20 protein-coding genes, 1 tRNA gene and 1 riboswitch are annotated in these 22,622 nt (G+C 60.1%); of the genes, 8 read left to right on the top strand and 13 right to left on the bottom strand.

All coding sequences use genetic code 11. The features are described 5' to 3' along the window. Positions 1-381: 381 nt before the first annotated feature. Positions 382-1,008 carry a ferritin-like domain-containing protein gene (locus ROI90_RS03420; RefSeq protein ID WP_315996924.1) on the bottom strand — a complete coding sequence of 209 codons (627 nt, stop codon included), beginning with the start codon at positions 1,006-1,008 and terminating at the stop codon, positions 382-384. Between the two features lie 576 nt (positions 1,009-1,584). On the opposite strand from ROI90_RS03420, the gene ROI90_RS03415 reads away from it, so the two are divergent. After that, positions 1,585-1,848: a hypothetical protein gene (locus ROI90_RS03415; RefSeq protein ID WP_315996923.1), complete on the top strand. Its 264-nt coding sequence runs from the start codon at positions 1,585-1,587 to the stop codon at positions 1,846-1,848. Between the two features lie 104 nt (positions 1,849-1,952). Here ROI90_RS03415 and ROI90_RS03410 read toward each other — a convergent pair whose 3' ends face one another. From ROI90_RS03410 to ROI90_RS03400, 3 genes are all read right to left on the bottom strand, one after another. Beyond that, entirely contained in the window at positions 1,953-2,852 is a 900-nt protein-coding gene (locus ROI90_RS03410) for an SDR family oxidoreductase (RefSeq protein WP_315996922.1), read from the bottom strand. A gap of 10 nt (positions 2,853-2,862) precedes the next feature. Further along, positions 2,863-4,149 carry a family 1 glycosylhydrolase gene (locus ROI90_RS03405; protein WP_315996921.1) on the bottom strand — a complete coding sequence of 429 codons (1,287 nt, stop codon included), beginning with the start codon at positions 4,147-4,149 and terminating at the stop codon, positions 2,863-2,865. Positions 4,150-4,513: 364 nt separating this feature from the next. After that, positions 4,514-4,586: transfer RNA gene (locus ROI90_RS03400), tRNA-Gly, on the bottom strand. A gap of 154 nt (positions 4,587-4,740) precedes the next feature. On the opposite strand from ROI90_RS03400, the gene ROI90_RS03395 reads away from it, so the two are divergent. Genes ROI90_RS03395 through ROI90_RS03385 form a run of 3 tightly spaced genes read left to right on the top strand, consistent with a single transcriptional unit; the run spans position 4,741 to position 6,708 of the window. Then, a complete protein-coding gene (locus ROI90_RS03395; RefSeq protein WP_315996920.1) occupies positions 4,741-4,983 on the top strand; it encodes a hypothetical protein in 243 nt (80 codons plus the stop codon). Positions 4,984-5,031: 48 nt separating this feature from the next. Continuing rightward, entirely contained in the window at positions 5,032-5,568 is a 537-nt protein-coding gene (locus ROI90_RS03390) for a GNAT family N-acetyltransferase (RefSeq protein WP_315996919.1), read from the top strand. Between the two features lie 57 nt (positions 5,569-5,625). Beyond that, the gene (locus tag ROI90_RS03385; RefSeq protein WP_315996918.1) at positions 5,626-6,708 is read left to right on the top strand and encodes a dienelactone hydrolase family protein; all 1,083 of its coding nucleotides are present in this window, start codon (positions 5,626-5,628) and stop codon (positions 6,706-6,708) included. A 10-nt stretch (positions 6,709-6,718) separates the two neighbouring features. On the opposite strand, the gene ROI90_RS03380 is transcribed toward ROI90_RS03385, so the two are convergent. The 3 genes from ROI90_RS03380 to ROI90_RS03370 all read right to left on the bottom strand — a co-directional run bounded on the left by ROI90_RS03380 (position 6,719) and on the right by ROI90_RS03370 (position 11,382). Beyond that, entirely contained in the window at positions 6,719-9,001 is a 2,283-nt protein-coding gene (locus tag ROI90_RS03380) for a B12-binding domain-containing radical SAM protein (protein WP_315996917.1), read from the bottom strand. Between the two features lie 136 nt (positions 9,002-9,137). Then, on the bottom strand, positions 9,138-10,643 hold the full coding sequence (locus tag ROI90_RS03375; protein ID WP_315996916.1) for a hypothetical protein: 1,506 nt from the start codon (positions 10,641-10,643) through the stop codon (positions 9,138-9,140). 166 nt (positions 10,644-10,809) lie between these two features. Beyond that, on the bottom strand, positions 10,810-11,382 hold the full coding sequence (locus ROI90_RS03370) for an AraC family transcriptional regulator (protein ID WP_315996915.1): 573 nt from the start codon (positions 11,380-11,382) through the stop codon (positions 10,810-10,812). Between the two features lie 576 nt (positions 11,383-11,958). On the opposite strand from ROI90_RS03370, the gene ROI90_RS03365 reads away from it, so the two are divergent. Beyond that, positions 11,959-12,234, top strand: a complete 276-nt coding sequence (locus tag ROI90_RS03365; protein ID WP_315996914.1) for a hypothetical protein — start codon at positions 11,959-11,961, stop codon at positions 12,232-12,234. Between the two features lie 109 nt (positions 12,235-12,343). On the opposite strand, the gene ROI90_RS03360 is transcribed toward ROI90_RS03365, so the two are convergent. Then, a complete protein-coding gene (locus ROI90_RS03360; RefSeq protein WP_315996913.1) occupies positions 12,344-13,423 on the bottom strand; it encodes a DUF5074 domain-containing protein in 1,080 nt (359 codons plus the stop codon). Between the two features lie 33 nt (positions 13,424-13,456). After that, entirely contained in the window at positions 13,457-15,409 is a 1,953-nt protein-coding gene (locus ROI90_RS03355) for a TonB-dependent receptor (protein WP_315996912.1), read from the bottom strand. 165 nt (positions 15,410-15,574) lie between these two features. Continuing rightward, positions 15,575-15,796: riboswitch (cobalamin riboswitch) on the bottom strand. A 48-nt stretch (positions 15,797-15,844) separates the two neighbouring features. On the opposite strand from ROI90_RS03355, the gene ROI90_RS03350 reads away from it, so the two are divergent. Then, the gene (locus ROI90_RS03350) at positions 15,845-16,447 is read left to right on the top strand and encodes a DNA-3-methyladenine glycosylase (protein ID WP_315996911.1); all 603 of its coding nucleotides are present in this window, start codon (positions 15,845-15,847) and stop codon (positions 16,445-16,447) included. Between the two features lie 85 nt (positions 16,448-16,532). On the opposite strand, the gene ROI90_RS03345 is transcribed toward ROI90_RS03350, so the two are convergent. Together ROI90_RS03345 and ROI90_RS03340 are read right to left on the bottom strand one after the other, a co-directional pair. Continuing rightward, on the bottom strand, positions 16,533-17,720 hold the full coding sequence (locus tag ROI90_RS03345; RefSeq protein WP_315996910.1) for a class I SAM-dependent methyltransferase: 1,188 nt from the start codon (positions 17,718-17,720) through the stop codon (positions 16,533-16,535). Positions 17,721-17,951: 231 nt separating this feature from the next. After that, positions 17,952-18,575, bottom strand: a complete 624-nt coding sequence (locus tag ROI90_RS03340) for a hypothetical protein (RefSeq protein WP_315996909.1) — start codon at positions 18,573-18,575, stop codon at positions 17,952-17,954. Positions 18,576-18,720: 145 nt separating this feature from the next. Here ROI90_RS03340 and ROI90_RS03335 point away from each other — a divergent pair, with 145 nt between their 5' ends. Together ROI90_RS03335 and ahcY are read left to right on the top strand one after the other, a co-directional pair. Beyond that, positions 18,721-19,482 (top strand): DUF4397 domain-containing protein, encoded by a 762-nt coding sequence (locus ROI90_RS03335; protein WP_315996908.1) that lies wholly within the window; start codon positions 18,721-18,723, stop codon positions 19,480-19,482. Positions 19,483-19,636: 154 nt separating this feature from the next. Further along, a complete protein-coding gene (gene ahcY, locus ROI90_RS03330) occupies positions 19,637-20,953 on the top strand; it encodes an adenosylhomocysteinase (protein WP_315996907.1) in 1,317 nt (438 codons plus the stop codon). Between the two features lie 83 nt (positions 20,954-21,036). On the opposite strand, the gene ROI90_RS03325 is transcribed toward ahcY, so the two are convergent. After that, positions 21,037-21,384: a DUF4870 domain-containing protein gene (locus tag ROI90_RS03325; RefSeq protein ID WP_315996906.1), complete on the bottom strand. Its 348-nt coding sequence runs from the start codon at positions 21,382-21,384 to the stop codon at positions 21,037-21,039. Positions 21,385-21,459: 75 nt separating this feature from the next. Further along, a complete protein-coding gene (locus ROI90_RS03320) occupies positions 21,460-22,497 on the bottom strand; it encodes an LLM class flavin-dependent oxidoreductase (protein ID WP_315996905.1) in 1,038 nt (345 codons plus the stop codon). Positions 22,498-22,622: the final 125 nt, after the last annotated feature.

The raw sequence follows: 22,622 nt of genomic DNA, 5'->3' as shown, positions 1-22,622 counted from the left end.
CTTAACTAGTGGGCTATCAACGGGCTGCTTACTCACATCCGGCAAGGTGGTTTGGGCACCGGTAGCGGAGTCTGGCCGGCTTACACAGTGGCCTTTGACTACGGTAGTCCACAGAATAATTATCCGGGCCTACTCTCACTTCCCACGGGTAATTGAGCTGGCGGTCTGGTACGCGGGTACTGAAGGTTTAGCTGTAACCCCACTACCGTTTGGGCCCGCGCTGGCAGGTCCAGCAACAGCAGCAGGCCTTAAATTAACTGAATAGGATGACGCATAGAAATAACGGTACCTACACCCCCTAACCTGACCCCCAGCAATAAGCCCCGCCGGGGCATCTCTTTAAAAAGATACTCCCGGCGGGGCTTATACTGGCAGCCTGTGCTACTGGCTAACTTCCAGGGTTTTCAGGCGGCGGTAGGTGTTCTGCGACAACTCATACTGGCGCTCCACCGTCCGCCGAATTTCGCCCGTGAGTTTGGGGTCGGCCAAGGCTTCCTGGTAGGCTTTTAGCGCCCATTCTTCCCCGTAAATGTTAGCACCGAGAATGGCCTTTTCGTCACTGCCGGTTAGGGCCGCCTGGGTGTCCATCCAGCGGCGGTACAGCTTGCCTTTCAGCGTGGTGCTGGTTTGGCGGCCCCTGCCTTCCCGGCTGAGGTAGGTATTCAGATCAGTGGAAAACTGCTGGCTTTGGCTAACCAGCTGCTTGTAGTAACCGCGCAGCTCTGGGTTGTGGCTTTCGGCCACGGCCCGCTTATACCCCGCAATACGGTCGTTCACAAAGTATAGCAGCTCGTTGAGGGTGGCGGCAGTGGAGGAGGTTTTGCTGCCGCCTTTGCTGCGGGCCAAATACCCCACACCCAAGGCCAGCAATGCGCCACCTACTACTTTCTGGGTGGTGCTGAGTTTGTTAAAGCCCACCGACGTTTTGCTGCCAGCGTTTTTCAGGGAAGTGAGTGCCGGGCCCGACCATTGGTCGGTTTGCGGAGTGGAGGCGGTAGTCTGGTTCATAGCTCAGAAAGCAGGTTGATTGAAAAATAGCATGTGTGGTCAGCAGGTGAGTATAGGGCCGCTGCAGTGCAGCCAGGCACCGGCACCTGACCTAGTTATACGTGGACCAGCCCTGCGTTACATACTGATTTAGAAGTGATAAACACGTAAAAAATGGGTAGTAGCTGCCGGGGCCAGCTACTACTGCCGCCATTTGCCCTTCTGCAGCCAGCAGGTGGTAGCCCTGGCGTTTTCGTGCAGCGTTCAGTTGCCGGCTTGGGCTCGCCAGCGCAGGTTTTTTGCCCGGGTTAGCTGTTCCCGCTTTGGGGGTCGCAACGGCGCTTGCCAGCCAAGCTCGCTTCGCTTACGCAGGTTCTGGCCCAACTTCTCAATCCCTAATAAGTGACCCTGCCGCCAGTAGCCAAGCCCAATGGTGTCGCCAGGCTGTTATGCAGTTACCCATCACGCGCAGAATGAAAGTAAGATGCTGCTATACAGTATGTTTACGTAGTTATTCGGTCTTGATTACGTTTTTCTGCGGAGTCGTTGCGGTACGCTCAACGCGTAAATTTGTGTTGTCAGATTTTGCTGCTACCTATGATACACATCGACAAGTTTGGTCCGGCTGCTCAAACAACTCAGCAGCGTGCGCACAGCCTAAATCAACTGGTGGCTCTCACTGCCTCCCAAAGAACCCGGATACCCACCCATGTGCGCAACCTATACCGGCGCTACATAGTGGGCGAGCTAAGCTGGCAGGAAGTGTGTGAACTGCGGGATGCGCCCAGTGCTCTGCCCTCGTTTGCCCACTTCATGATTAGCCCTACATCCTCCTGGCAGGCGGCGGGAGTGTATCGATAAGCTTCCCAGGGCACTGTACGCAACCAGTTAAGGTTGAAGGAGTATGCAGCCTGGCTGGCGGATACCTCCCGGCTGGAAGGCACCCGAGTGCCCTGTACAGGACGCTAGCCAAGCAGGAAAGCCGGCGGATTGGCGGATTGCAGTACCTGCGCGTCGGCCAGGTAGCGGTGCAGGCCACTTTCCACGCTGGGCAGTAGTATGCCCTGGTTGCTGCCCAAGGCACTAAAGCCCGGGCGCGGGGCGGCCCAACCGAAAGCAGCTACCGGTTGCGGCACCACGCAGGCCGTATCCAGGCCGGCTGTTGCCACGGCCAGGCGTGCCAGCTCGGCCCAGGTATAGGTGCCCTCGTTGGTTAAGTGCCAGATGCCTTTTTCCTCGTCCAGAAGCAAATCGAGGGAGGTATTCACCAAGTCAGGAACGTAGGTGGGAGTGATGACAACATTGTCGGCGGCGGGGAAAACCTGGCCTTGCCGGGCAGCAGCCAGGGCATGGTGCACAAAGTTATGCTCGTCCCAGGCCCCGAAAAACGAGCTGGTACGCACCACTAGCGCTCTGGGATGATGCGCCAAAACGGCCTGTTCGGCCAGGAGCTTGCTGTGCCCATACACATTAAGGGGGCGAGCCAGGTCATTTTCGAGGTAGGCCCGACGCTGCTGCCCATCAAAAACCAAATCCGACGAAAACGTGAGCAGGGCCACACCGTGCGCGGCGCACGCCTGCGCCAGCAAGGAAGGGCCAGTGGTGTTCTGCTGATAACAGGGGCTGGGCTCGTTCTCGGCCGCATCTACCCGCACGTAGCCCGCCGCATTCACCACCGCCCAGGGCTGGTAGGTGCGCAACGCCTCCTCAACAGCATCGGCGCTGGTGATATCCAGGGCCGTCCGGTCCAGGCTAACAGCTTCCAGCCCCCGGATGCGGCAGATAAGCCGGAATGCGCGGCCCAGGGTGCCGTTGCTGCCCGTAATAAGCAGGGGCTGCTGGGTAGTTGATGGAGCGGTTTTCATAGCTGACGGATTAGGCAACGGGGTAAAAACGGCTGGGGCGCTGCCACCAGCCCGCCCCCTTCAGCACCGGGTGGGTGTAGTGGCCGTGGCGGGCTAGGTTTTGCACCATCTTGAACAGGGCCGTAGGTCGGGGGTGTCCGCCCCGCATATCAAACACCCCGCTTTCGTAGGAAGCTCCATCGTGGGTGAGTAGGTTACTCCAGTCATACGCTCCCAGCAGCGACCAGACCGTGAGGCCGCGTACATCCACCCCGCTATGGCGCAGGCGGTTGACAGCCTCCCAGGACTGTTGCAACCAGCGCATCTGCTCTTCGCGGGTGCACCCCAAGTGCGATTCGGTGACGGCCAGGGGCCAGTGGTAGCGTGTCCAGGCCTGGCGTAGCAAGCTTTCCAGACCTTCTACCTGGGCTTCGGGCACCCGTAGCGCCTCCAGGTCCACGTAGGCAGGTGTTTTTTTGTGGGCCGGTGCCACGCTGCGGCCGGGGTAACGCTCCACTCGCTCATCCAGAAACCGCTCACTGGTGGCGTAATAGTTGAGCCCCAGAATATCTGGGGGGAGGGGAGAAGCCCGGAGCACATTCAGCTCAGCAATACCTAGGCCGTGGCGGCGGAGGTAGCGCCACAGCGGATGCGTTGGTGTAACGCTGCCGCTCAGCAAGTCAAAGCTCAGCCAGCGGCGGTGATTTTGAAACTCGGCTTGAGCTGCCAGGGCCGGGGTACTGTGGGCCTGGCCCAGGTCTTCGGTTTGTACCAGTTGGGCCGCCGGGTTCACCTCCCGAATAGCCTGCATGGCCAGCTTAGTGGCCAGCACCTGGTTGTAAAGCACGCGCACGAATACCTCGTCACTGGTGCCGTGCGGATACCATAGCCCATACAGCCCACTAAAACGGGCGGTGGTGAGAGGCTCGTTGACGGGGGTATAATAGCGCACCCAAGGGTAGCGCCGGGCCACCATACCTGCGTAGCGGGCTAGGCCAGTGGCAAAGCTTGGGTGGTGGAGGGCCGTGTAGCGGGGGCCGCTTCCGTGGTGTACCAATCCTACAATGGGCTCAATGCGCAACGCTTGCAGCCGGGCCAAACGCTTATCAGACCAGCGCCAGTCGGGCTGGTCGAGGCTGGTGGGGGCTACGTGTTCCCAGAGCACTGGGTAGCGCAATGTGCGCAGCCCCAGTTCCGCAAACCGGTCCAGGTCCGAAATTCGGGTGCGGTGGCCACTGCGCGTAAGTTGATCCGAATACGAGTCTCCTATTCGCCGGCAGGTGCATTCTACTCCGCCCCAAATTTCTACGTCTTTCATTCCCAAGGATTTCGTTGCCGAATAACCACTGCCCAGCTTACACCCTGCAAGTGGCTTAACTGCCAGAACGCTCCATGTCACTGGCACGAAAGCAGGTGGCGAGCCTAGTCCTTGTATACCTGATACGGGCGGAGAGTGGACGCCGTATTTCCCGCAAAAAACGCCCGGATTTATACCTAAAAAGCCAGGGGTAATGCTACTGTTCAGGCTAAACAGAGCAGCCACCATAGTACTGCATCCAGCAAACAAGCCCGTAGCAGCACTGCCCAGCTAAGCAACCCAAACGGCCGGAGCCGCCACCAAGCACCGGCACCAAACGCAAATCAGCCACCCAGACCTGGGTCCGGATGGCTGATTTACAGTGAGCGGGAAACGAGATTCGAACTCGCGACCCTCAGCTTGGGAAGCTGATGCTCTACCAACTGAGCTACTCCCGCTTCTGAAGTAAAGCAAAAGTACGGGCAGAAAATCAAAATCCAACTGCTTGCGTATCGGAAGGCAGTAGGATCTGGCCGCCTAACTTGGGTGCTGTATATTACCCTGGCTTTTCTGGCGCGCTGATTCGCGTGCGTACCTCACATGTGCTTTCCTATGGCTTGGCCACTTCCTCCCACCACCCGCCGTTTGGTTGGGTTGTTGTTTTTGCTTGCCGGATTTCTGCTGCTATTGGGCGTAGCACTGCGGCTGTACGTGGTATATGATACATACCAGCGTCTTGGGGCCGATGCTGTTGCTTCCACTCAACTGGTTATTTACCTGATTATGCTGGTAGCAGCGGTAATGATGCTACGCTACGGCTGGCGTGAGCGGCGCGGTAACGATACCGTGGATTAAACCGCACTACCTTTGCGGGCCCACCTGTCAGATAGGGGTATCCAGATTATGTCGTCTCCGCTCCAAATACTCGTGGCCAAGCGCACTGCCGCTACCGCCGCGCAACTGGCCGAACTGGGTCAGCGCCTGTTTCATGCCACCTATGCCACCCAAAACCGCCCGGAGGACATGGCCGCCTACGAGGCCGCTACCTTTGGCCCGGAGCTCCAGCTGGCGGAGCTTCAGGACCCCAATACGGTATTCCTGCTTGCCCAACTGGTGCAGCAGGTGGTAGGCTACGCCAAACTCAACGTGGATTCTCGCCTGGGCCTCGACTCAGCCAAAACACCCGAAAAGCGCCTGGAAATTGAGCGGCTGTACGTGGAGGAGGACTGGATTGGTACCGGCCTGGGCGCAGCCCTGATGCGGCGGGCCATAGAAGAGGCCCGCCAGCAGGGGTGCCGGGCCGTGGTGCTGGGCGTATGGGAGAAAAACGAGCGGGCCCGGGAATTTTACCAGCGGTTTGGTTTCAAGCCGGCCGGGGAGCACACGTTTATCATCGGCTCCGATGTGCAGCGGGACTTGATTCTGCGCAAAGGCCTTTAAACTAGCCGGCTATATTCGCCGCTCAACCGGCTTCTTCATCACCCTAGCCCCACTTGCTTGTTGCCTCTGCATCTTACCCGGTTGTTGCGCCTTGTGGCATGTTGGGGGCTGATTGGCGCCGGCCTCGAATTGGTGGCTGCTTGTTCCGGCAGCCCCGGCTCGGAGGAAGCAGCAACGGTACCACCGCCTACTGGTCACTACGAGGGGCCCATCACCTACCAAGGCAGTGAGTTGCGGGTGACAATGGAGCTGCGGGAGGTCAGTCCAGGCAAACTAGAGGCTGAAATTGACTTTCCCCAGTTGCCCGGTCTGGGCTTCGCAGCTACCCGCACCAGCTACCAAGCTCCTCAACTGCGCCTGGAGCAAGCTAATGCTGGTGGCGGTATTGAAATACAGGCCGTGCGCGAAGGTGATTTTTTGCGGGGTGTATTGACCTGGGACAGTCTGCAAGCTGATTTTGTGTGGGCCCGTCGGGGCGAGGCCGCCCCGCGTGGCTTCCGGGTGCAAGCGGTAGGGGGCACCCAACGGCTACGCCTGCTGCTGCCCGATGACACCCTGCCCCAACATCCGGCCTTGGTGCTGTTGGCAACGCCAGCCACGGCGGCGGCGGCGGCTCAACGTGCCACTTACCTGGCCCGGCATGGGGTAGCTGCGGTAGTGGTTCCTCTCTCCGCCTCCGACCCTGATTCGGTGGCCGGCATGGCAGGGGCAACAGCCCTGGCAGCGGTGCGCCGCCAGGCTGGCGTTGATTCCGGCAAGGTGGGCTACTGGGGCCGCGCAACCGGAGGGCTGGCAGTAGCCGCCGCCGCCCGGCAGCAGCCCACGCCGGCTTTTGCTGTGCTGGAAGGCGTACCGGTTATTACCCGCGAGCAAGCACGGCCCTACTACGTATTCAATCAGCAACGAATTCCGGTTCTGGCATTGTATGCGGCCCTGGATACGGCCGCGCAGGTGCCAGTGAGTGTGCGGCGCCTGCGCCCGGCACTGGGCCAACGCCGGGGTACCTACGTACGGGTGTTCCCAGGCGCCACGCCCAACTTTCTGCTGCCCGGCCGCAGCCGCCCTGATGGGCAGTGGCAATGGCCCCAACCAGCTGCCGGGTATTGGCCCGACTTACTACAATGGCTGCAGCAGCACTAACACGCGCAGTTTACAGTACTAGCAGACCCTTCTCTCGCAGCAGCTGCCACCCCGCCGACATCAGAAACTGCTCCCAGGGCTGGCCGCCGCTAGGGTAGGAAGCGGCGGCGTCTTTAACCAAGACTTTAGTGTCATAGTCGTTGGCCAGGCCGGTCAAGAGGGCGTGCAGCCAAGGGCCGAGCGTGGCCGGCACGGTTACTTCAAAATCCTCGGCCTGCTCATAAAACGTAAGCACGGCCCGCTGCCCCTTGCGGCCTGGCTCGTAGCGCAGCTCGGGCGCATTGCCCAGCCAGAACAGCCGATTGTTGGGGCGGCTGGCATCCGGCTTGGCGGGTTCCTGCAACGCCTGGCTGATAAGGTGGCGGGGCACGGTGGTTTTGGGCACCCGGAAATCAAACCAGAAGCTGAGCGGCTCCTGCAGGGCCACACTGTGCAGGTAGTTGTAGAGAGCTTTGGCCAAGCCCGGACCGAACTGCTCGTGGTCGGTGCCGGTGGGGTCGTCGTGCCACAGGTCATTCCAGGCAAAGGCGCCGGGCTCAGGGCCTACGGCGGCTACCTGGTACTTCGCGGGGTTCTTGCCAACCGGCGAGTGGGCCGTCATCGAAAACCGGTGCCAGTAGCCGCTCTGCACAATGCCGGCCTGAAACAGCTGGCGCACCACTTCCAGCGAATCCACGGTTTCCTGGGCGGTTTGGGTGGGGAAGCCATACATCAGGTAGGCGTGCACCATAATGCCCGCCTGGGTGAAGCCATCCGTCACGCGGGCCACCTGGGCAATGGTCACGCCCTTCTCCATCAACGCCAGTAACCTATCGGACGCCACTTCCAAGCCCCCGCTCACGGCTATGCAGCCGCTGGCCGCCAGCAGCCGGCATAAGTCGGGCGTGAAGGTTTTCTCGAAGCGGATATTGCCCCACCAGGTAATGCTTACGCGCCGCTTTAGCAGCTCCACGGCCAAATCACGCAGGGCCAGGGGTGGGGCGGCTTCATCCACGAAGTGGAAGCCGGTTTGGCCGGTCTGGGCAATAATCTGCTCAATGCGGTCCACCAGCAGCGCGGCCGGGGCCGTTTCGTAGCGGGCAATGTAGTCCAGGGTCACGTCGCAGAAGGAGCAGCGTTTCCAATAGCAGCCGTGGGCAATGGTGAGCTTGTTCCAGCGCCCATCACTCCAGAGCCGGTGCATGGGGTTCAGCACCTCAATCACCGACAAATACTCCGTCAGCGGCAAATCCGAGTAATCCGGTGTGCCTACCTCCGGATGCGGAATATCGGGCGAAGGGTGATTCACGTACTCGACCTCACCCGCCGCATTGCGCAGGAAGGTGCGTTGGAGGTTTCTAGTTGTTAGTTGCTGGTTGTCAGTTGTTAGGTTGCAGTTGGGAATTGTTGGTTGCTGGCTGGCGGTTGCCAGTAAAGTCTGGTTACCTGATAACTCACCGCCTAGCGCCTCCAGCAGCCGCAGCCAGGGCCCTTCGCCATCATCCAGGGTCAGGAAGTCGATGTAGTCGAAAAAGCGGGGCTCCCGAATGGTCCGCAGTTCGGTGTTGGGGTAGCCGCCGCCCATGCTGGTATAGGTGCCGGGCCGAAGCTGCTTCACGCGCTGAGCCAGCCGCAGTGCTCCGTACAGGTTGCCGGGGAAGGGCACCGTGAAACCCACAATGTCGGGCTGGGCGCGTTCCAGTAGCTTATCAAGCAGCTCCAGCAGCATCCGGTCAAGCAGATTGGGGGCGGCTTGCAGAGCCTCGTGCAGGGCATCAAACGAGGTGGCCGACATAGCCAGCTTCTCGGCGTAGCGCGAAAAGCCGAACTGCGGACCCACGGTTTCCTTGATGAGGTCGGCCAGGTCTTCGAGGTAGAGCGTGGCCAAGTGACGGGCCTGGTCGGTGAGGCCCATCGTGCCGAAGGCAGTTTCCAGGTCGGCCACGTTGTCAAAGCGGCTGGCCTCGGGTAGAAACCGGCTGTGGCAGATGCGCGGGGCCAGGGTAGTGTCCTTGTTCTGCAGAAACCGAATAACCGGCTCCACCGTGCTCAGGTAGCTGTTCTTAAGCCGCAGCATCCGTCGGGCGTTGTCGCTCAACTCAAAGCCGCCCGCTTCTATTTCGGCAAACACCCGTGCCAGCCCGGCCCGCGAAAACAGCTGCAATACCAGCTCCAAACCCAAATCGGCCTGGGTTACGTGGTAGCCCCGCCCGCCCAGAAAACCCTTGAGGTAGGCCGTGGCCGGGTAGGGCGTATTGAGCTGCGTGAGCGGCGGGGTAATGAGTAGGATGCGGGGCTGGGCAGAAGACGACACGGGGACAACAACCGCCAACCGGCGGCAAAGGTGCCCGCAAAGGTACGGCGTTCAGTTGCCTGTTGTCAGTTATCAGTTGTCATTTGCTCGGTGATGGCACTGCACTAACAACTGACAACAGGCAACGGACAACGGTTTACCGCCCGTTCATCCGCATTAACGAGGGATTCAGCCGCAGATACACCTGCGCCGACACGGGCGTAGAGCCGTAGTAGTAGCGAATATCCTGGTCGGGGCGGTATACGGTGGCCTGGGCCCCCAGCGTGAGGTCGGTGCGGGCCAGTTGGGCCACGCGGTAGTTGGCACCCAGCGTGAGGGCATGCACGTTGTACTGGGCCGTGAGGGGCTCATCGGCCGGCCCGAATAGCGGAATTTGCAGCTCCTCATTGGATTTCTGCACGAACTCGTAGCGGCCGTACACGGCGGGCTTGCCCAACTGCACATTGGTTTCGGCCAGCACCGAGTGCGAGGCCTCGCCGTGGCTGTGCCCATCAGCCTCTACGTGCTGATTAAGGCCCCACACTAGGGCCGAGGTGATAAAGCGGTACTCGCCCCACTGGCTGCTCTGGATGACGGAGGCCGTGGTGCGCTTCACGTCCTCGTCGGGGTGCAGCTCTTCGGGGCGCTTGATGGTGGCGCGGGAAACCTGCAATGCCAGCGCCCCGGTTGGGTTCCAGCTTAAGCGGCCGGCCCAGGAGTCGGCCCGGGGTCGGTCGAAGCCGTAGCGGTGCTCATCTGGCTCCCGGCCCGTAAAGTTGGAGCCCTCCAGCCGGAACTGCTTGTAGCGCACGCCCAGCGTGGCCACGCCGAAGGTGATGTGCGTAGCATCCTGCCAGTGGTGGCCCAGCGCGGCATCAGGGTTGGGCATGGCCGAAATACGGTGCATGAAGGCCACCGGCCCGATGGCCGGCTCACCGGGGTAACCCAGATAGGCCGTCACGTCCACATCCTCAGAAATAGCATGCGTGTAGGCCACGCTCAGGGCCGAGAACAGGTCGTGGGGATGCTGGCGGTCCACTAAAGGTTGGCCTTTATATGCCTCTCCGCTCTGAAACAGCAAGGGGTAGCCATTGCCGCCTTCCGTGAGCGGGTCGAGAGAAATCATGGCCGTGAGGTTGAGCAGACCTTTCTGCCCGATGCGGCGTTGCGCCATAGTCATAAACCAGTTGGGCGCATCGAAGGTGCTGCCGCCCCGCTGCCCGCTGCCGCGCCCGATGTTCTGGCGGGTGTAGCGCACGTTCACGGCCCCGTGATTCATCACCATCCAGGCACCCTTGTGGTGCATCCACATAAACATGGGCGTATTGTCGGGGTTCCAGGCGGTGCCGGAGCCGTTGCGGTTCATAGGTAAGCTACGCGAGTAGGCGTGGCTCATCTGCTCCATCCCGGCCATACTGCCCCCATGCTGCATGCCGCTCATATCATGACCAGCGTGCTGAGCGCCAGCACGGGCCTGCCGGGTAGTATCAGGAAGGGCCGTGCCGGGTGTGCCCATATCATGGCCGGCATGCTGGCTGGGGACGGGAGCCGAGCGACGCGTGGTATCAGTGGCCGGAGTAGGTTGGTGGTGCTGGTGCTGGCTGTGGGCTGGCCGGGCAGCCAGCAGGCTAAGGCCGAGCGGAAAAAGAAGAAAAGAGCGCATAGGCGGCCGTATTACTGTGGAGCGAACAACTACACAACAATACTGCCGCATGGCCCATTGAGTTATACAAAACCCGGGCCGAGTACGTACGATTGTATGCCCATAACGGCAGCAGGCCGCCCAGCTGCTGCTGAACGGCCTGCTTTTCAGGAATGGTAGCCGCTGGCTAGGCCAGTTGGTCCAGCGAGAGGCGGCGGGGCATCAGGTCCCGGCGAAATTCGCTCACGGAGTGGCCGGTTACCTGCCGGAACTGGTTGCTCAGGTGCTGGCCGGAACTGTAGCGCATGTGCTCGGCAATTTCGCTGAGCGTCATTTCATTGTAGCTGAGCATTTCCTTCACCCGCTCAATTTTCAGCCGGATAAGGTATTTCTCAATGGTCAGGTTGGCCGTGCGCGAGAATACCTTGCTCAGGTGGGAGTAAGTAGCTGCAAAACGGTCGGTGAGGAAGGCCGAGGTAGTTAAGGGCATGCGCGCCGTGCGCAGGTGCTCCAGGTATTCCACCAAGGCCGTCTTGATTTGCTCCGTCAGCTGGTCGGCCCGGCCCATAATCACGTCGAAACCGGCTTCGCGCAGCATGGGCGCTACGGATACGGGGTCGGCGGGAGTGCTTTGGTCGAGCTGGGCCTGACCCAACGACACGTCGGTGGGGCGGTAGCCAGCTTGTTCGAGGAGGTTGCGCACGGCATCAATGCAGCGTGGGCAAACCATGTTTTTGATGTGCAGGAGCGTCGTTTTCACGGATGTTGAGTTGAGTTCAACCGCGGTGCGGTACGCGTGGATGTACGAGTAGATGGTGGAGAAGCGGCGGGCTTGGGGCGGCGCACGGTTGGCGCGTCCTCAGCCCATTGCTTCCCAAACCAGTTGGCGGCTGCCCAATTCACGAAGGGAACTACTCCTAGAAACGTAACAGCCAGTAGCCAGAAAAATACGAAAAAAGCGCCAAAAAATCGACTGAAGAACTGGTCCTGAACGCCGTACAGATACGCAATCAGCAGCAAAGCCAGTAAGGCGCTACTGCCAGCCAGCCAGGCTGTTTTCCGCAGGAACGGGTGGGACGGGGTAAAGCGGGAAGAGGTAGCTCGGGTCATGTAAGCAGGTCCAGGCAAGCAAAGGTAACCGTTGGCCGCATACAAACCGGGGAAGGATATAGGCGGGGCCAGCTATGGGTCGGCGTGAAGCATAGGAACAAAATAGACTGAGTTGTGGCGAAATGGTTGCGGTAGGAAAAGCTCAAGTCCTGTTACGTAAAAACCAGCGCGGCGGTCAGCCGTACAGCCCAAATAGTTTACAGCTCCTCCAACTTCCCCCAGACGTATGAAAACGCTCCTTGCTTTTCGCTCCTTGGCCGTAGCCGCCCTGCTTGTCTCCTTCGTATCGGCCTGCAACACGGGCTCCGACAGCGGAGACACCAACGTGGAGCGCGGCTCCGAAAAAAGCCTCGACCCGGCCCGGCATCAAAACGCCTCTGTATCGGCTGATTCGGCTACCTCAGGCATGGTGCGCGACACTGCCGCCGGCCCCACCGGCCGCCAGCAGTACGAAGCCGCCACTGACCGGAAAGACCGTAACAACGACGGCCTGGCTGACTAGTCGACTTCTGCGCCAGATAGCAACAAAAAGGCCCGTAACCATGGTTACGGGCCTTTTCGTTGACGCTGCCGAAGCTGCATCGGGGTTTTCAAAGCTCAGAAAAACAGGGCTAGTAAAAAACGAATCCGTTGGGGCCTACCCCCACGGTAAACGAATCAATGGGCGCGCCAGTGGTGCGGTAACGAATTACCTTATCGGTGGTCGTGAAGGAGGCCCGGGCACCGTAAATCGTGCCGTCCTGGGGGTCAACCCCTAAGCCGTAGAAGCTGCGCCGGATGAGCGGGGTAGTTGGCAGAGCAGCATCGGTGGTGCCAAGCGTGTACACTCCGCCTTTGTAAGTGTAGTACAGCTGGTTTTTGGCACCATTGATAGTCAGGCGCCCCGGAGAGCTTTGGCTGGAATCGAATTCCCGGGAAGTGGCGGTAAGCTGACCAGGTACAATTTTGGCGAGGCTGCCTTTGGTCAGCAAAGAGAAATTAGGATTGTAGACTCCTTTGCCCCCGCTCAGCACCCATACGTTGCCGTCCCGGTCCTGGGCCAGGCTGTTGGGCGAGTCGCCCACTGTAATGGTGCCTTCCACGGCATCGGTGGTGGTATTGATAACCGTTACCGTGTTGCCGCCGCTGTTGGTTACGTACAGGCGGGAGCCGGCCACCAGCAGTTGCTCAGGCTCTACCCCCACGGCAATAGTTTTGGTAATGGTGTTGGTAGTGAGGTTGATGACTGATACCTGCCCATTGGAGCCGTCGTACTTCACGGTCTCCGTTACATAACCTTTTGTTGAGGAAACCGGCGCGAAATAGCGCGGCAGCTTCAGGCCCGTTACCGTGGCCTTCGACCGAAACTTGGCCAGGGATACTACTTCCAGCTTATTGCTGTTGTTCACCACAATGTAGCCCAGGCTGTCCTGAATGGCCATGCTCTGGGCTATGTCGCCAAGGGCTTTGCCATTGGCCGCATTGAACAGGGCTTTGTTGGTTACCGTGCCGCTGGCTTTGCTGAATAGGCTGATGTCGGCGTTGGAGCGCAGGAAGTTGCCTTCGTTCACCACAAACACGGTGCTGGTTACGATGGGCTGCTCAACCGGCTGAGGGTTGTCGTTTGGGTCGCAGGCCAGCAGGCCCAGGGCGGTGGCGCTGCCCAGTAGCAGGCGGCTGCTTAGGCTGGCGAAAGGGGAGGAGTGCTTCATAGTAGAAAAACAGGTAGAAAAAATGTCGGGAGGTTAGCGCCACAGCACCCGCAAACTCAGGCTGCCACTACGTAGCGGCATAGCGCGGTTCTGGTAGCTTTGGTAGGCGGTGTTGGCGAGGTTGTAACCCTGGGCTAGCACCTGCAGGCGCCAGTCGGGCCGCACGGCCAGGGTGCGGCCCAGCGCGGCGTTCAGCAGCCAGTAGCTGGGCAGATAATCCGTGGCGGAAGCATCGGTGTAGCAGTAGCCGGTAAACGTGAGGGTGGTACTGAGCTGCCAGCCATGCCAGGTGTGGTCGGTGCTGAAAGCGGCTGTGTGCAGGGGTACAAAGGGCAGCTGCCGCCCCACTGGGTCGGCGTCAGAAGCCACACCCTGCGTTTTCACCGACTGCGTAAAGCCGTAGCTGGCCCGCGTCTGCAGGCGGTAGGCTCCCGGCTGCCAGCCCAGCTGGGTGCTGGCCTCCAGTCCTTGGGCGCGTACCTGCCGCAAATTCCGCGGCGACCAGTACGTGGCTCCCGGCGTCCACTGCACCCAGTTATCCACCAGCTGCCGGTAGCCTGTCAGTTCCGTTTGCAGGCGCAAATGGGCCGGAGCCGCCGTAAAGATGTGTACCAGCCCACCCTCGTAGCCCAGGCTTTCCTCGGGCAATAAGGTGGGGTTGCCGCCGGGCCGCCAGTACCGCTCATTGAGGGTGGGGGCCCGGTAGCTGCGGGAGGCGCTGCCTTTGGCCGTGAGGGTATGCGGCCCCGCTTCCAGTGCCAGCCATTCCGCTCCCAGTGTAGGGGTGAGTGGCGGGCGGCGGCCCGGCAGCACGGCCTGGCGCAGGTTTAGGGAAAGGCGCAACCGGGGGCGTGGGTCATAGCGGAGCAGGGCAAAGCCGGAGTAGCGGTTTTCGGTGCGGGGCTGACTGCCGTAACCATCTACCTGAGCCGCAAAGTGCTGTGCTTCGCCTCCCAGCCGCACCGAGGCGTTGGGCGCCACGTTCCAGGTGTGCTCGGCCTGCGCCTGACTGGTGCGTACCCGTGATTCGCTGAGCCCGCTCACGTCGTCGCGGTAGTTAAGTACGTCCTCAAACCAGGCGGCGCGGGCAGTCCACTCGTGGCGCTGGCTCACGTAGCGGTAACTGCCCGTAAGGCGGCGGCTCTGGTCCCGTTCCTCGGCGTGAGTGTTGTTGGTGCCAATACCGGGCTGAATCTGGCGGTCGGCATCGGTAAGCCAGGCGGCCAGGGCCACTTCGCTGCGCTGGCCCAGGCGCAGGGTTACCTCCTGGCTGAGGCTGGCCTGGCGGAGGGCAGCGTTTTCCTGGCGCTGCCGCACGCGGCCCCGGGCTTCTTGGGTGTGATAGGCAAAGTTGTTGGCAGCTTCCCGGTACAGCAGGCTGGTGCGCACTGCTATTTTCTGGTTGCTGAAGGCGGCCTCCGCTGTGCCCGCCCCCAGCCCGAAGCTGCCGTACTCAGCCTGGACTGCGCCGCGCCAGCCTGCGCCCCATTTCGCATCCGACGACAGCAGCACCGTGCCCCCAATGGCCCCGTTGCCGTAGGTAGCGGCGGCCGGGCCCAGTTGCACATCAGCCTGAGTAAAGCCGCTGACGGGTAGCAGGGAAAAATCGGCCTCGCCCAGGCTGGGTAAGTTAATGTTGAAGCCGTTCCAGAGCACGGCCGTATGCCGGGCCGAGGTGCCCCGCAACGTGATAGAAGCCAGTTGGCCGGGGCCGTAGTTTTTCAGGTAGACGGCCGTGCGCGCACTGAGCACATCGGTCAGCGTGCCGGTGCGGTAGGTGGTGAGGGCCAGCGAATCGAGGGCGAAGCGGCGGCTTCCTACGGCAAACCGCTCTATCCGCACGCCGGGGATGCGCACCGTGGGTAGGTGCTGCACCCGGGCCGTGTCGGGCAGTAGGCCAGCTTGGGCTGCGGCCGAGGTAGGCAGCAACACCGCGCCAGCCAGCCGGCCCAGCAGGCCACCACGCACTAAAACCGCAAAACGCATCTTCCGAACCAAATTTTCGCACTCGAAAAATTCAGTTCAAAACCTCGTTGCTCAACTGGCTTTTAGCAGCTGACCCCCGAAGTCGAGGCCGAAAACAGAAGGGTACTCCGCGCAGCCTGGGCTCCGCCACTGGTTTCATTCTCCGCCCTTCCTCCGAAAGCGCTGAACATAGGAATTGCAAAGGCAGGTCTCCTGGCTTGCTCCGGGCGCGTCGCCTTCCCATTTCAACGGCCGCCGCTGGGGCAGCCGGGGCAGAAACAGTGGCCGGTGATGACGCGCCGACTCATGAAGCGTACAGTTGCGGGGACAGCTCCGGATTTCAACCGGATTCCCTTTTCAGCCTCGCCCCCCAATCGGGGTCCGGCCACCTTTACAGCGGCAAAGGTAGGCAATACCTCGTATAGATGGCTACTCATCCTTATCCTCTGCCGAACTATGGCTATAATTCCCCTGGATTTCTACCGTCGCCCCAACCCTGTGCAGATTGCCCGGGAGCTACTAGGTAAATACCTGTACACCCGCATCGGTGGGGTGCTCACTGGCGGCCGCATCACGGAAACCGAAGCCTACGCCCACGAAAACGACCAGGCTTGTCACTCCCACCTGGGCCGCTACACGGCCCGCACCCAAATCATGTATCAGCCCGGCGGAGTGGCCTATGTATACTTGGTGTACGGCCGGTACGCTCTGTTCAACATTATCACCAATGAAGCTGGCAAAGCCGATGCCGTGCTGATTCGGGGCTTGGAACCTACCGAAGGTGCGGCCGAAATGCTGCTGCGCCGGGGGCTGCCGCAGGTGCAGCGTAATCTTACCAGCGGCCCCGGCCTGCTTACTCAAGCCCTGGGCATCAGCACCGCCCACTACGGCCTCGACCTGACCGGACCCACCATCTGGCTGGAAGATCACCACGAGCCAGTAGCCGAGGCCGACATCCTGGCGTCCCCCCGCGTGGGCATCGATTATGCCGGGGAGGACGCCGCTTTGCCTTGGCGCTTCCGCATCAGAGGCAGCAAATGGACCAGCCCGGCACGGTGAGGTGGTGAGTTAGTGAGTTTGACGTTTTGCTTGCGTTAACTGCGCGACCTGAACGTCAAACTCACTAACTCACCATTTCACCAACTCACAGCTTCTCGCACACCAGCACCATGAGCTTACCTTCCAGGTTGGTGGTAGCGAATAAGTACAGTTCCCCACCTTCTTTGATGGCGGTGCGGTGCCGAAACTCCGCCACGGAGTCGGGGAAGTTGCGGGTGGTGACGTGGGCGCGGTTGTCGGGGCCGAGGTGGGCGCGCAGGGCTGCCCCGTCGTACTTCTCCACTGCCCGGATGCGGAAAATCCGGCCCGGAAAGTCGGTTCGCAATGCGTCGGACGTGTACAGGTGGCTGTGTTGGTGCAGCTTCAGCATCTCGAAGGCCGTACCTATACTCTTGAAGGCTCCCGCTTTCAACACGGCTACGTTGGGCTCATAAAGGTATTGGCGGGGCTCAGCGTAGCGGGCAATGGCGCGGGTTTCCCGGGCCCGGTTCAACCGAAACTCCTGTTGCTGCCCGTTGCGGAGCAGGTTCACCGTGAACCGCTCGGGGTCAACGGCGGGTTCAGGGCCCAACTCATACAGCACTTCCTTACACTCATTATCCACGGCTACCACCCACAGCCGCCGCACCTGCCGCAGCTCCAGAATGGCCTGCTCAATATCCAGCATGGGTGAGGTTTTCAGCAGTACGCAGCGGCTTTTATGCAGCAGCAGGGGCATCAGGCGCAGAATGTCCGGCTCGCAGTCCTGCAACCGGAAAATCTTCTTGGCGGCCGTGTCGCGGCGGGCGGGGTCCAGGTACAGCCAGTCGAAGGTATCGGGCGTGTTGCGCAGAAACTGTACGGCGTCGCCGGTGTGGCACTGCACGTTGCTGATGTCCAGCTGCGCCAGGTTGTAGCGCACTACCTCGGCCAGGGCCGCGTTGCGCTCCACATAATGCACCTCGGGCACCGCCGCGGCGAAGTGGGCCGCATCCACCCCAAAGCCCCCGGTTAAGTCGGCCAGGCGTTGCCCATTCACCAGTGAGGCTTTAAAAGCAGCTGTACGGGCCGAGGAGGCCTGTTCCACCGAAAGGGTGGGGGGGAAGATAAGCTCCGGATTCTCGGCCCAGTCGGGCAGCTTGGTGCGGGCCTTCTGGCGGGCCTGAATCTGCCGGATAAGGTCGGGGACGGGCAGGCCAGGGTAGCGGCGGGCTTGCAGGGCTAGTTGGGCGGGGTCATCGTGCAGGTGCTTGGCAACGTATTGCCGAGCCGCCGTGGGCAGCGGGTATTCCATGTAGGGTTCCTACGAAAAACAGGCCGGCTCCGGACGATCCTCTGCGCCGGCCTGGGCGAAAAGCATACTCAAACGTAAGCAGGAAATACGCAACTGATATTTCCTGGCAGCGTCCGGCCAGCTGTGGTACAGTGAAAAAAGAATATTCCGGGCCCGTATTTCGGTGCGCAGCTCCCTACAGAGAAGCTACCCCGAAAACGGCCCCGGAATATCCGGAAAACAAGAAAGGTATTAGCGTAGGTTCCAGCTTAGGGCGAGTAGCGGCTGCCCGTTACGGCTGGCAGCCAGCCCCACCGTGCTAGGCCGCATTTGCTGCAGCACACCAGTGCGGGCCGCCGGTACCCCCGTATTATGCGCCTCAATGGCCCGCTGGAGGTGCGAGTTGGTGTGGCGGCTAATAAGCACGTTGCTCAGGAGGCTAAAGGCCGCTAAGCCCACCGCAGCCTGCTGTGTAGTATTAAAATATTCTTCCTTCTCGGTATGCGCAAGCACCTGCTGGCCGTACAAGCCTACCGCGCCCACAAACGTTAGACGCTCAGTCAGATACATCCACTTCTGCCGGCGGTAACGGTTCAGGTTGTCCAAGGCTTCCTGGTTGCCGGCAAGGTAAGGCCGTAGGCGCTGTCCGAAAAAGCCGGCGCTTTGGTAATCGTCGTTGGCAGTGCCGGCACCGGTAGTGAAAAAGAAGTTTTTCTGGGGGCCATTCAGTCCGCGGCTAACGTCCTCGGGTGCCAAACGCAACACGGTGGTAGTCTGCTGAGCCTGAGCCGCCAGGGATACTCCCAACGAGCAAGCGGCAACTAAAGTAAAGCGGCGTAAACCGCCGGAAACACGAGACAGTTGGGTGTGAGGCATGAAGGCAAAACTACGGTCTATATAGTCAAAGAGCTAAGTGTTTGGACGACAAAAAAGTGCAATTCATCGAGCAAAAGTTTTAAGGCTCATCCAACAAAAGCAGTCAGGGCTTCGTTGAGGCACTCAGTTCACCTACTTCCTGCTTATGAAAACCCTGACTTCGCTTTTCCGTCCGGCCGTTTTATTGGCCGCTCTGCCGGCTGCTCTGGCTTTCTCAGCCTGTGGCAATGATGATGACAATAACAACACGCCCGCACCCGACCAAGGCAAGGTAGTAGTAGTGCATGCGGCTGCGGCCGCCACAGCCGCCATAACACCGGTGTTTGATAGTCAGCAGGGCAGCTCGCTCACGTACACGCAAAACAGCGGCTACCTCGGCGTCAACGTAGGCTCCCCTCAGCTGCGTATTGTCAACGGTACCGGCACTACGGTAGTCAGCCGCACGCTGGCCGTGGCCAAAGACCAGAGCTACTCCGTATTCGTGTACTCGCCTACGGCCTCTATCGGTAGCGCCGAGTTGCTGTCTGTTACCGACGACCTGACCGCTCCGGCCGCTAATCAAGCTAAGATCCGATTGGTACACTTAGCAGTAGGCGCGCCTTCTCCGGTTCGGTTAACGGTGCCATCGGCTGTTCCAGGTACGCCTGGCACTGATGTTACTCCAGACGTCGCCTTCGGAACGGCCTCTGCCTTTTTCGCCATCAACGCTGGCTCGCCAACCCTCACCATTACGAGTGCCGGCACTCCACGCCCGGTTCTGTTGACCGTAGGCGATGGATCAGGGTCGGGAACGGGTACTAAAAACTATGAGGCCGGCAAAATCTATACAATTCTGGTGCGAGGCATTGCCGGCGCCGGAGTAGCGGCCGAGCAGCAGCCCAAAGCAGTTATTTTGCAAAATAACTAGCACCACTTGCTCAGTACTAGCACGAAGGCTGCCCGGAAATATCCGGGCAGCCTTTTTTGTGTCCAGCTTCTGCCCGTTGCCCGGAAATAAAAAGGCTAACAAATCGAGTATCTTTGCGGTTAGAATCCGACTACTTCACCACTGTATCTGACTGATGGAGACCAAGACCACGGCCTACGTTCCGTACAAAGTAAAAGACATGAGCCTCGCTGAGTGGGGCCGTAAGGAAATCCGCCTCGCTGAAGCCGAAATGCCCGGCCTCATGTCGTTGCGGGCAGAGTATGGTGACAGCAAGCCGCTGAAAGGCGCGCGCATTGCCGGCTGCCTGCACATGACCATTCAAACGGCCGTGCTCATCGAAACCCTCATTGAGCTGGGCGCCGATGTTACTTGGTCGTCGTGCAACATCTTCTCCACGCAGGACCACGCCGCTGCGGCCATTGCCGCCGCTGGTATTCCGGTGTATGCCTGGAAAGGCCTGAGCGAGGAGGACTTTAACTGGTGCATTGAGCAGACGCTGTTCTTCGGCGAAGAGCGCCAGCCCCTGAACATGATTCTGGATGATGGCGGCGACCTGACCAACATGGTGCTGGACCAGTACCCTGAGCTGGCCGCCGGCATCAAAGGCATTTCGGAAGAAACCACTACGGGCGTGCTGCGCCTGTTGGAGCGGGTGAAAGCCGGCACCTTGCCCATGCCCGCCTTCAACATCAACGACTCGGTAACCAAGTCGAAGTTTGATAATAAATACGGCTGCAAAGAGTCGGCTGTGGATGCTATCCGTCGGGCTACCGATGTAATGATGGCCGGCAAAGTAGCAGTTGTGGCTGGCTACGGCGACGTAGGAAAAGGTACGGCAGCCTCACTGAACGGTGCTGGTGCCCGCGTTATCGTAACCGAAATTGACCCCATTTGCGCTCTGCAGGCTGCTATGGACGGTTTCGAGGTGAAGAAGATGGAAAACGCCATTCCCCGCGCCGACATCGTCATCACCACTACCGGTAACTGCGACATTATCCGGGAGGAGCACTTCCGGGCCCTGAAGGACAAAGCCATTGTCTGCAACATCGGCCACTTCGATGATGAGATTGACATGGCGTGGCTAAATAAAAACTACGGCCACACCAAGGATACGGTGAAGCCCCAGGTAGATATTTACACCATCGACGGCAAAGAGGTAATCATCCTGGCGGAAGGCCGCTTGGTAAACCTGGGCTGCGCTACCGGCCACCCTTCGTTCGTTATGTCGAACTCGTTCACTAACCAGACGCTGGCTCAGCTGGAACTATGGAAGAACGCCGACAAGTACGAAAACCAGGTATACACCTTGCCTAAGCACCTCGATGAGAAAGTGGCCCGCCTTCACCTCGCCAAAATTGGCGTGGAGCTGGACGAGCTGACGCCCAAGCAAGCCGATTATATCAAAGTACCCGTGGAAGGTCCGTTCAAATCAGACCTGTACCGCTACTAAGCGGCCACAGCCTTCATAGAAAACCCCGCCTGGCACTGCGCCGGGCGGGGTTTTTTGCTATGATGAGCTTGTAAAGAGGGCCGCTATGAAAGAAAGCGGATGGTCAGCGGATACGACCAAAGGATACCTTCATTGGCCTTGACAGCCCCGATGATAGGAAACACGATGGATACTATACCCAAAATACCCAGCAGGGGCAGGCCAATAAGCAAGAAGCTGAGTAGGCCGAATACAGCCCCATAAATAACCGCGCTGATCAGCCAATTGGTTACCATTTTGCCGTGCGCATCAATACCGGGCAATTCGTTCTTCTTCACCTGCCACAGAATAATAGGCAGAATAAACCCCGCCCCCGGTACGAGCACTCCGGCTAGGAGGGAAAGGTGCAGGAACATGGCCCATTGGCGGGTTTCCGAGTCGGAATAATTCATGGTGCGGCAGACCATACGCGCTGCCGGGGTTGGCAGGCGGCAGTAAATAACACAAATTTTCCGGGCCTGCGCACCCTACACGCCCACACCCAGGCGGGCGCGCACAGCCGGGGACACTACTTGCCCGAATAGGGCAGTGGAGTGCAGTACCGCCTCGTGGGGCATGCCTTCCAGCATCAACTGACCAATGAAGCGGGTGTTCTGGAAAAGGCCATGCAGATAGACCAGCTTCTCAGTAACTTCCTGGGGTGTGCCAACAAACAGCGGCCCCTGCGGCCCACGTAGGTAATCGAACTGCTGCCGCGACATGGGCGGCCAGCCCCGCTCCCGGCCAATGCGGTTCATCACCAGAGAGTAGGCCGGGAAAAACTCGTCGGCGGCCTGTTGAGAGGTGTCGGCCAGATGGAAATGGCAGTTCAGGCACAGGGGCAGCACCCCGGTGTGGCCCGCCTGCTTGGCGGCCCGGCGGTGCAGGTCAGCAAATGACACGTATTGCGCCGGCGCACCGCCCAGAATGGCAATGGTCAGCCCCAGGCCCAGAGAACCGGCCCGGGCCGCCGAAGCAGGCGTGCCGCCCACGCCAATCCAGATGGGCAGCTTGGGTTGCAGGGGCCGCGGATACACGCCCTTGCCCGCAATGTCGGGCCGAAGCTTGCCCTGCCAGGTAATTACTTCCTGCTCATTGAGCTGCAGCAATAAACCTAGCTTCTCAGTGAATAGGGCATCGTAGTCGCTCAAATCCTGGCCGAACAGCGGAAACGATTCAATAAAGGAACCCCGACCCGCAATGATTTCGGCCCGGCCGTTGGAGAGTAGATCCAGCGTGGCAAAGTTCTGAAAGGTGCGCACTGGGTCGGTAGAGCTGAGCACCGTAACGGCGCTGCTGAGCCGCACGCGGCTGGTAACCGCTGCCACAGCCGCCAGCACCATCTCCGGCGACGACACCACGTAGTCGGCCCGATGATGCTCCCCAATGGCTACCACATCCAGCCCAGCCTCATCGGCCTGGCGGCCCAGCGCTACCAGCTCCTGCGTGCGTTGGGCCGCCGCCGTGTCGCCGCCAGCTACGTGGGCTGGGGCTACTTCACCGAATGAGCTAATACCAAGTTCCATATAAAGTCAAAAAAGAGGTAGGTACATGAATTGCCTGCGTAACGCATCTACCCCTTGAATTGTTTGCCGGTACGCTCATGCCCATAGAGGCTAGACACGTAATTAATGCTGCTTAGCAGTGAAGC

It is taken from the genome of Hymenobacter endophyticus, assembly GCF_032464715.1.
In the GTDB taxonomy this organism is placed as follows: Bacteria; Bacteroidota; Bacteroidia; order Cytophagales; family Hymenobacteraceae; genus Hymenobacter; species Hymenobacter endophyticus.
Note: the sequence above shows the minus strand (reverse complement) of the source record. Positions and strands in the feature narration are given on the sequence as shown.

Excerpts from the sequence above, each read along its gene's own strand:
- ROI90_RS03420 (WP_315996924.1), bottom strand. The coding sequence starts at position 1,008 with ATGAACCAGACTACCGCCTCCACTCCGCAAACCGACCAATGGTCGGGC.
- ROI90_RS03415 (WP_315996923.1), top strand. The coding sequence starts at position 1,585 with ATGATACACATCGACAAGTTTGGTCCGGCTGCTCAAACAACTCAGCAG.
- ROI90_RS03410 (WP_315996922.1), bottom strand. The coding sequence starts at position 2,852 with ATGAAAACCGCTCCATCAACTACCCAGCAGCCCCTGCTTATTACGGGC.
- ROI90_RS03405 (WP_315996921.1), bottom strand. The coding sequence starts at position 4,149 with ATGAAAGACGTAGAAATTTGGGGCGGAGTAGAATGCACCTGCCGGCGA.
- ROI90_RS03395 (WP_315996920.1), top strand. The coding sequence starts at position 4,741 with ATGGCTTGGCCACTTCCTCCCACCACCCGCCGTTTGGTTGGGTTGTTG.
- ROI90_RS03390 (WP_315996919.1), top strand. The coding sequence starts at position 5,032 with ATGTCGTCTCCGCTCCAAATACTCGTGGCCAAGCGCACTGCCGCTACC.
- ROI90_RS03375 (WP_315996916.1), bottom strand. The coding sequence starts at position 10,643 with ATGCGCTCTTTTCTTCTTTTTCCGCTCGGCCTTAGCCTGCTGGCTGCC.
- ROI90_RS03365 (WP_315996914.1), top strand. The coding sequence starts at position 11,959 with ATGAAAACGCTCCTTGCTTTTCGCTCCTTGGCCGTAGCCGCCCTGCTT.
- ROI90_RS03360 (WP_315996913.1), bottom strand. The coding sequence starts at position 13,423 with ATGAAGCACTCCTCCCCTTTCGCCAGCCTAAGCAGCCGCCTGCTACTG.
- ROI90_RS03355 (WP_315996912.1), bottom strand. The coding sequence starts at position 15,409 with ATGCGTTTTGCGGTTTTAGTGCGTGGTGGCCTGCTGGGCCGGCTGGCT.
- ROI90_RS03350 (WP_315996911.1), top strand. The coding sequence starts at position 15,845 with ATGGCTATAATTCCCCTGGATTTCTACCGTCGCCCCAACCCTGTGCAG.
- ROI90_RS03345 (WP_315996910.1), bottom strand. The coding sequence starts at position 17,720 with ATGGAATACCCGCTGCCCACGGCGGCTCGGCAATACGTTGCCAAGCAC.
- ROI90_RS03340 (WP_315996909.1), bottom strand. The coding sequence starts at position 18,575 with ATGCCTCACACCCAACTGTCTCGTGTTTCCGGCGGTTTACGCCGCTTT.
- ROI90_RS03335 (WP_315996908.1), top strand. The coding sequence starts at position 18,721 with ATGAAAACCCTGACTTCGCTTTTCCGTCCGGCCGTTTTATTGGCCGCT.
- ahcY (WP_315996907.1), top strand. The coding sequence starts at position 19,637 with ATGGAGACCAAGACCACGGCCTACGTTCCGTACAAAGTAAAAGACATG.
- ROI90_RS03325 (WP_315996906.1), bottom strand. The coding sequence starts at position 21,384 with ATGAATTATTCCGACTCGGAAACCCGCCAATGGGCCATGTTCCTGCAC.
- ROI90_RS03320 (WP_315996905.1), bottom strand. The coding sequence starts at position 22,497 with ATGGAACTTGGTATTAGCTCATTCGGTGAAGTAGCCCCAGCCCACGTA.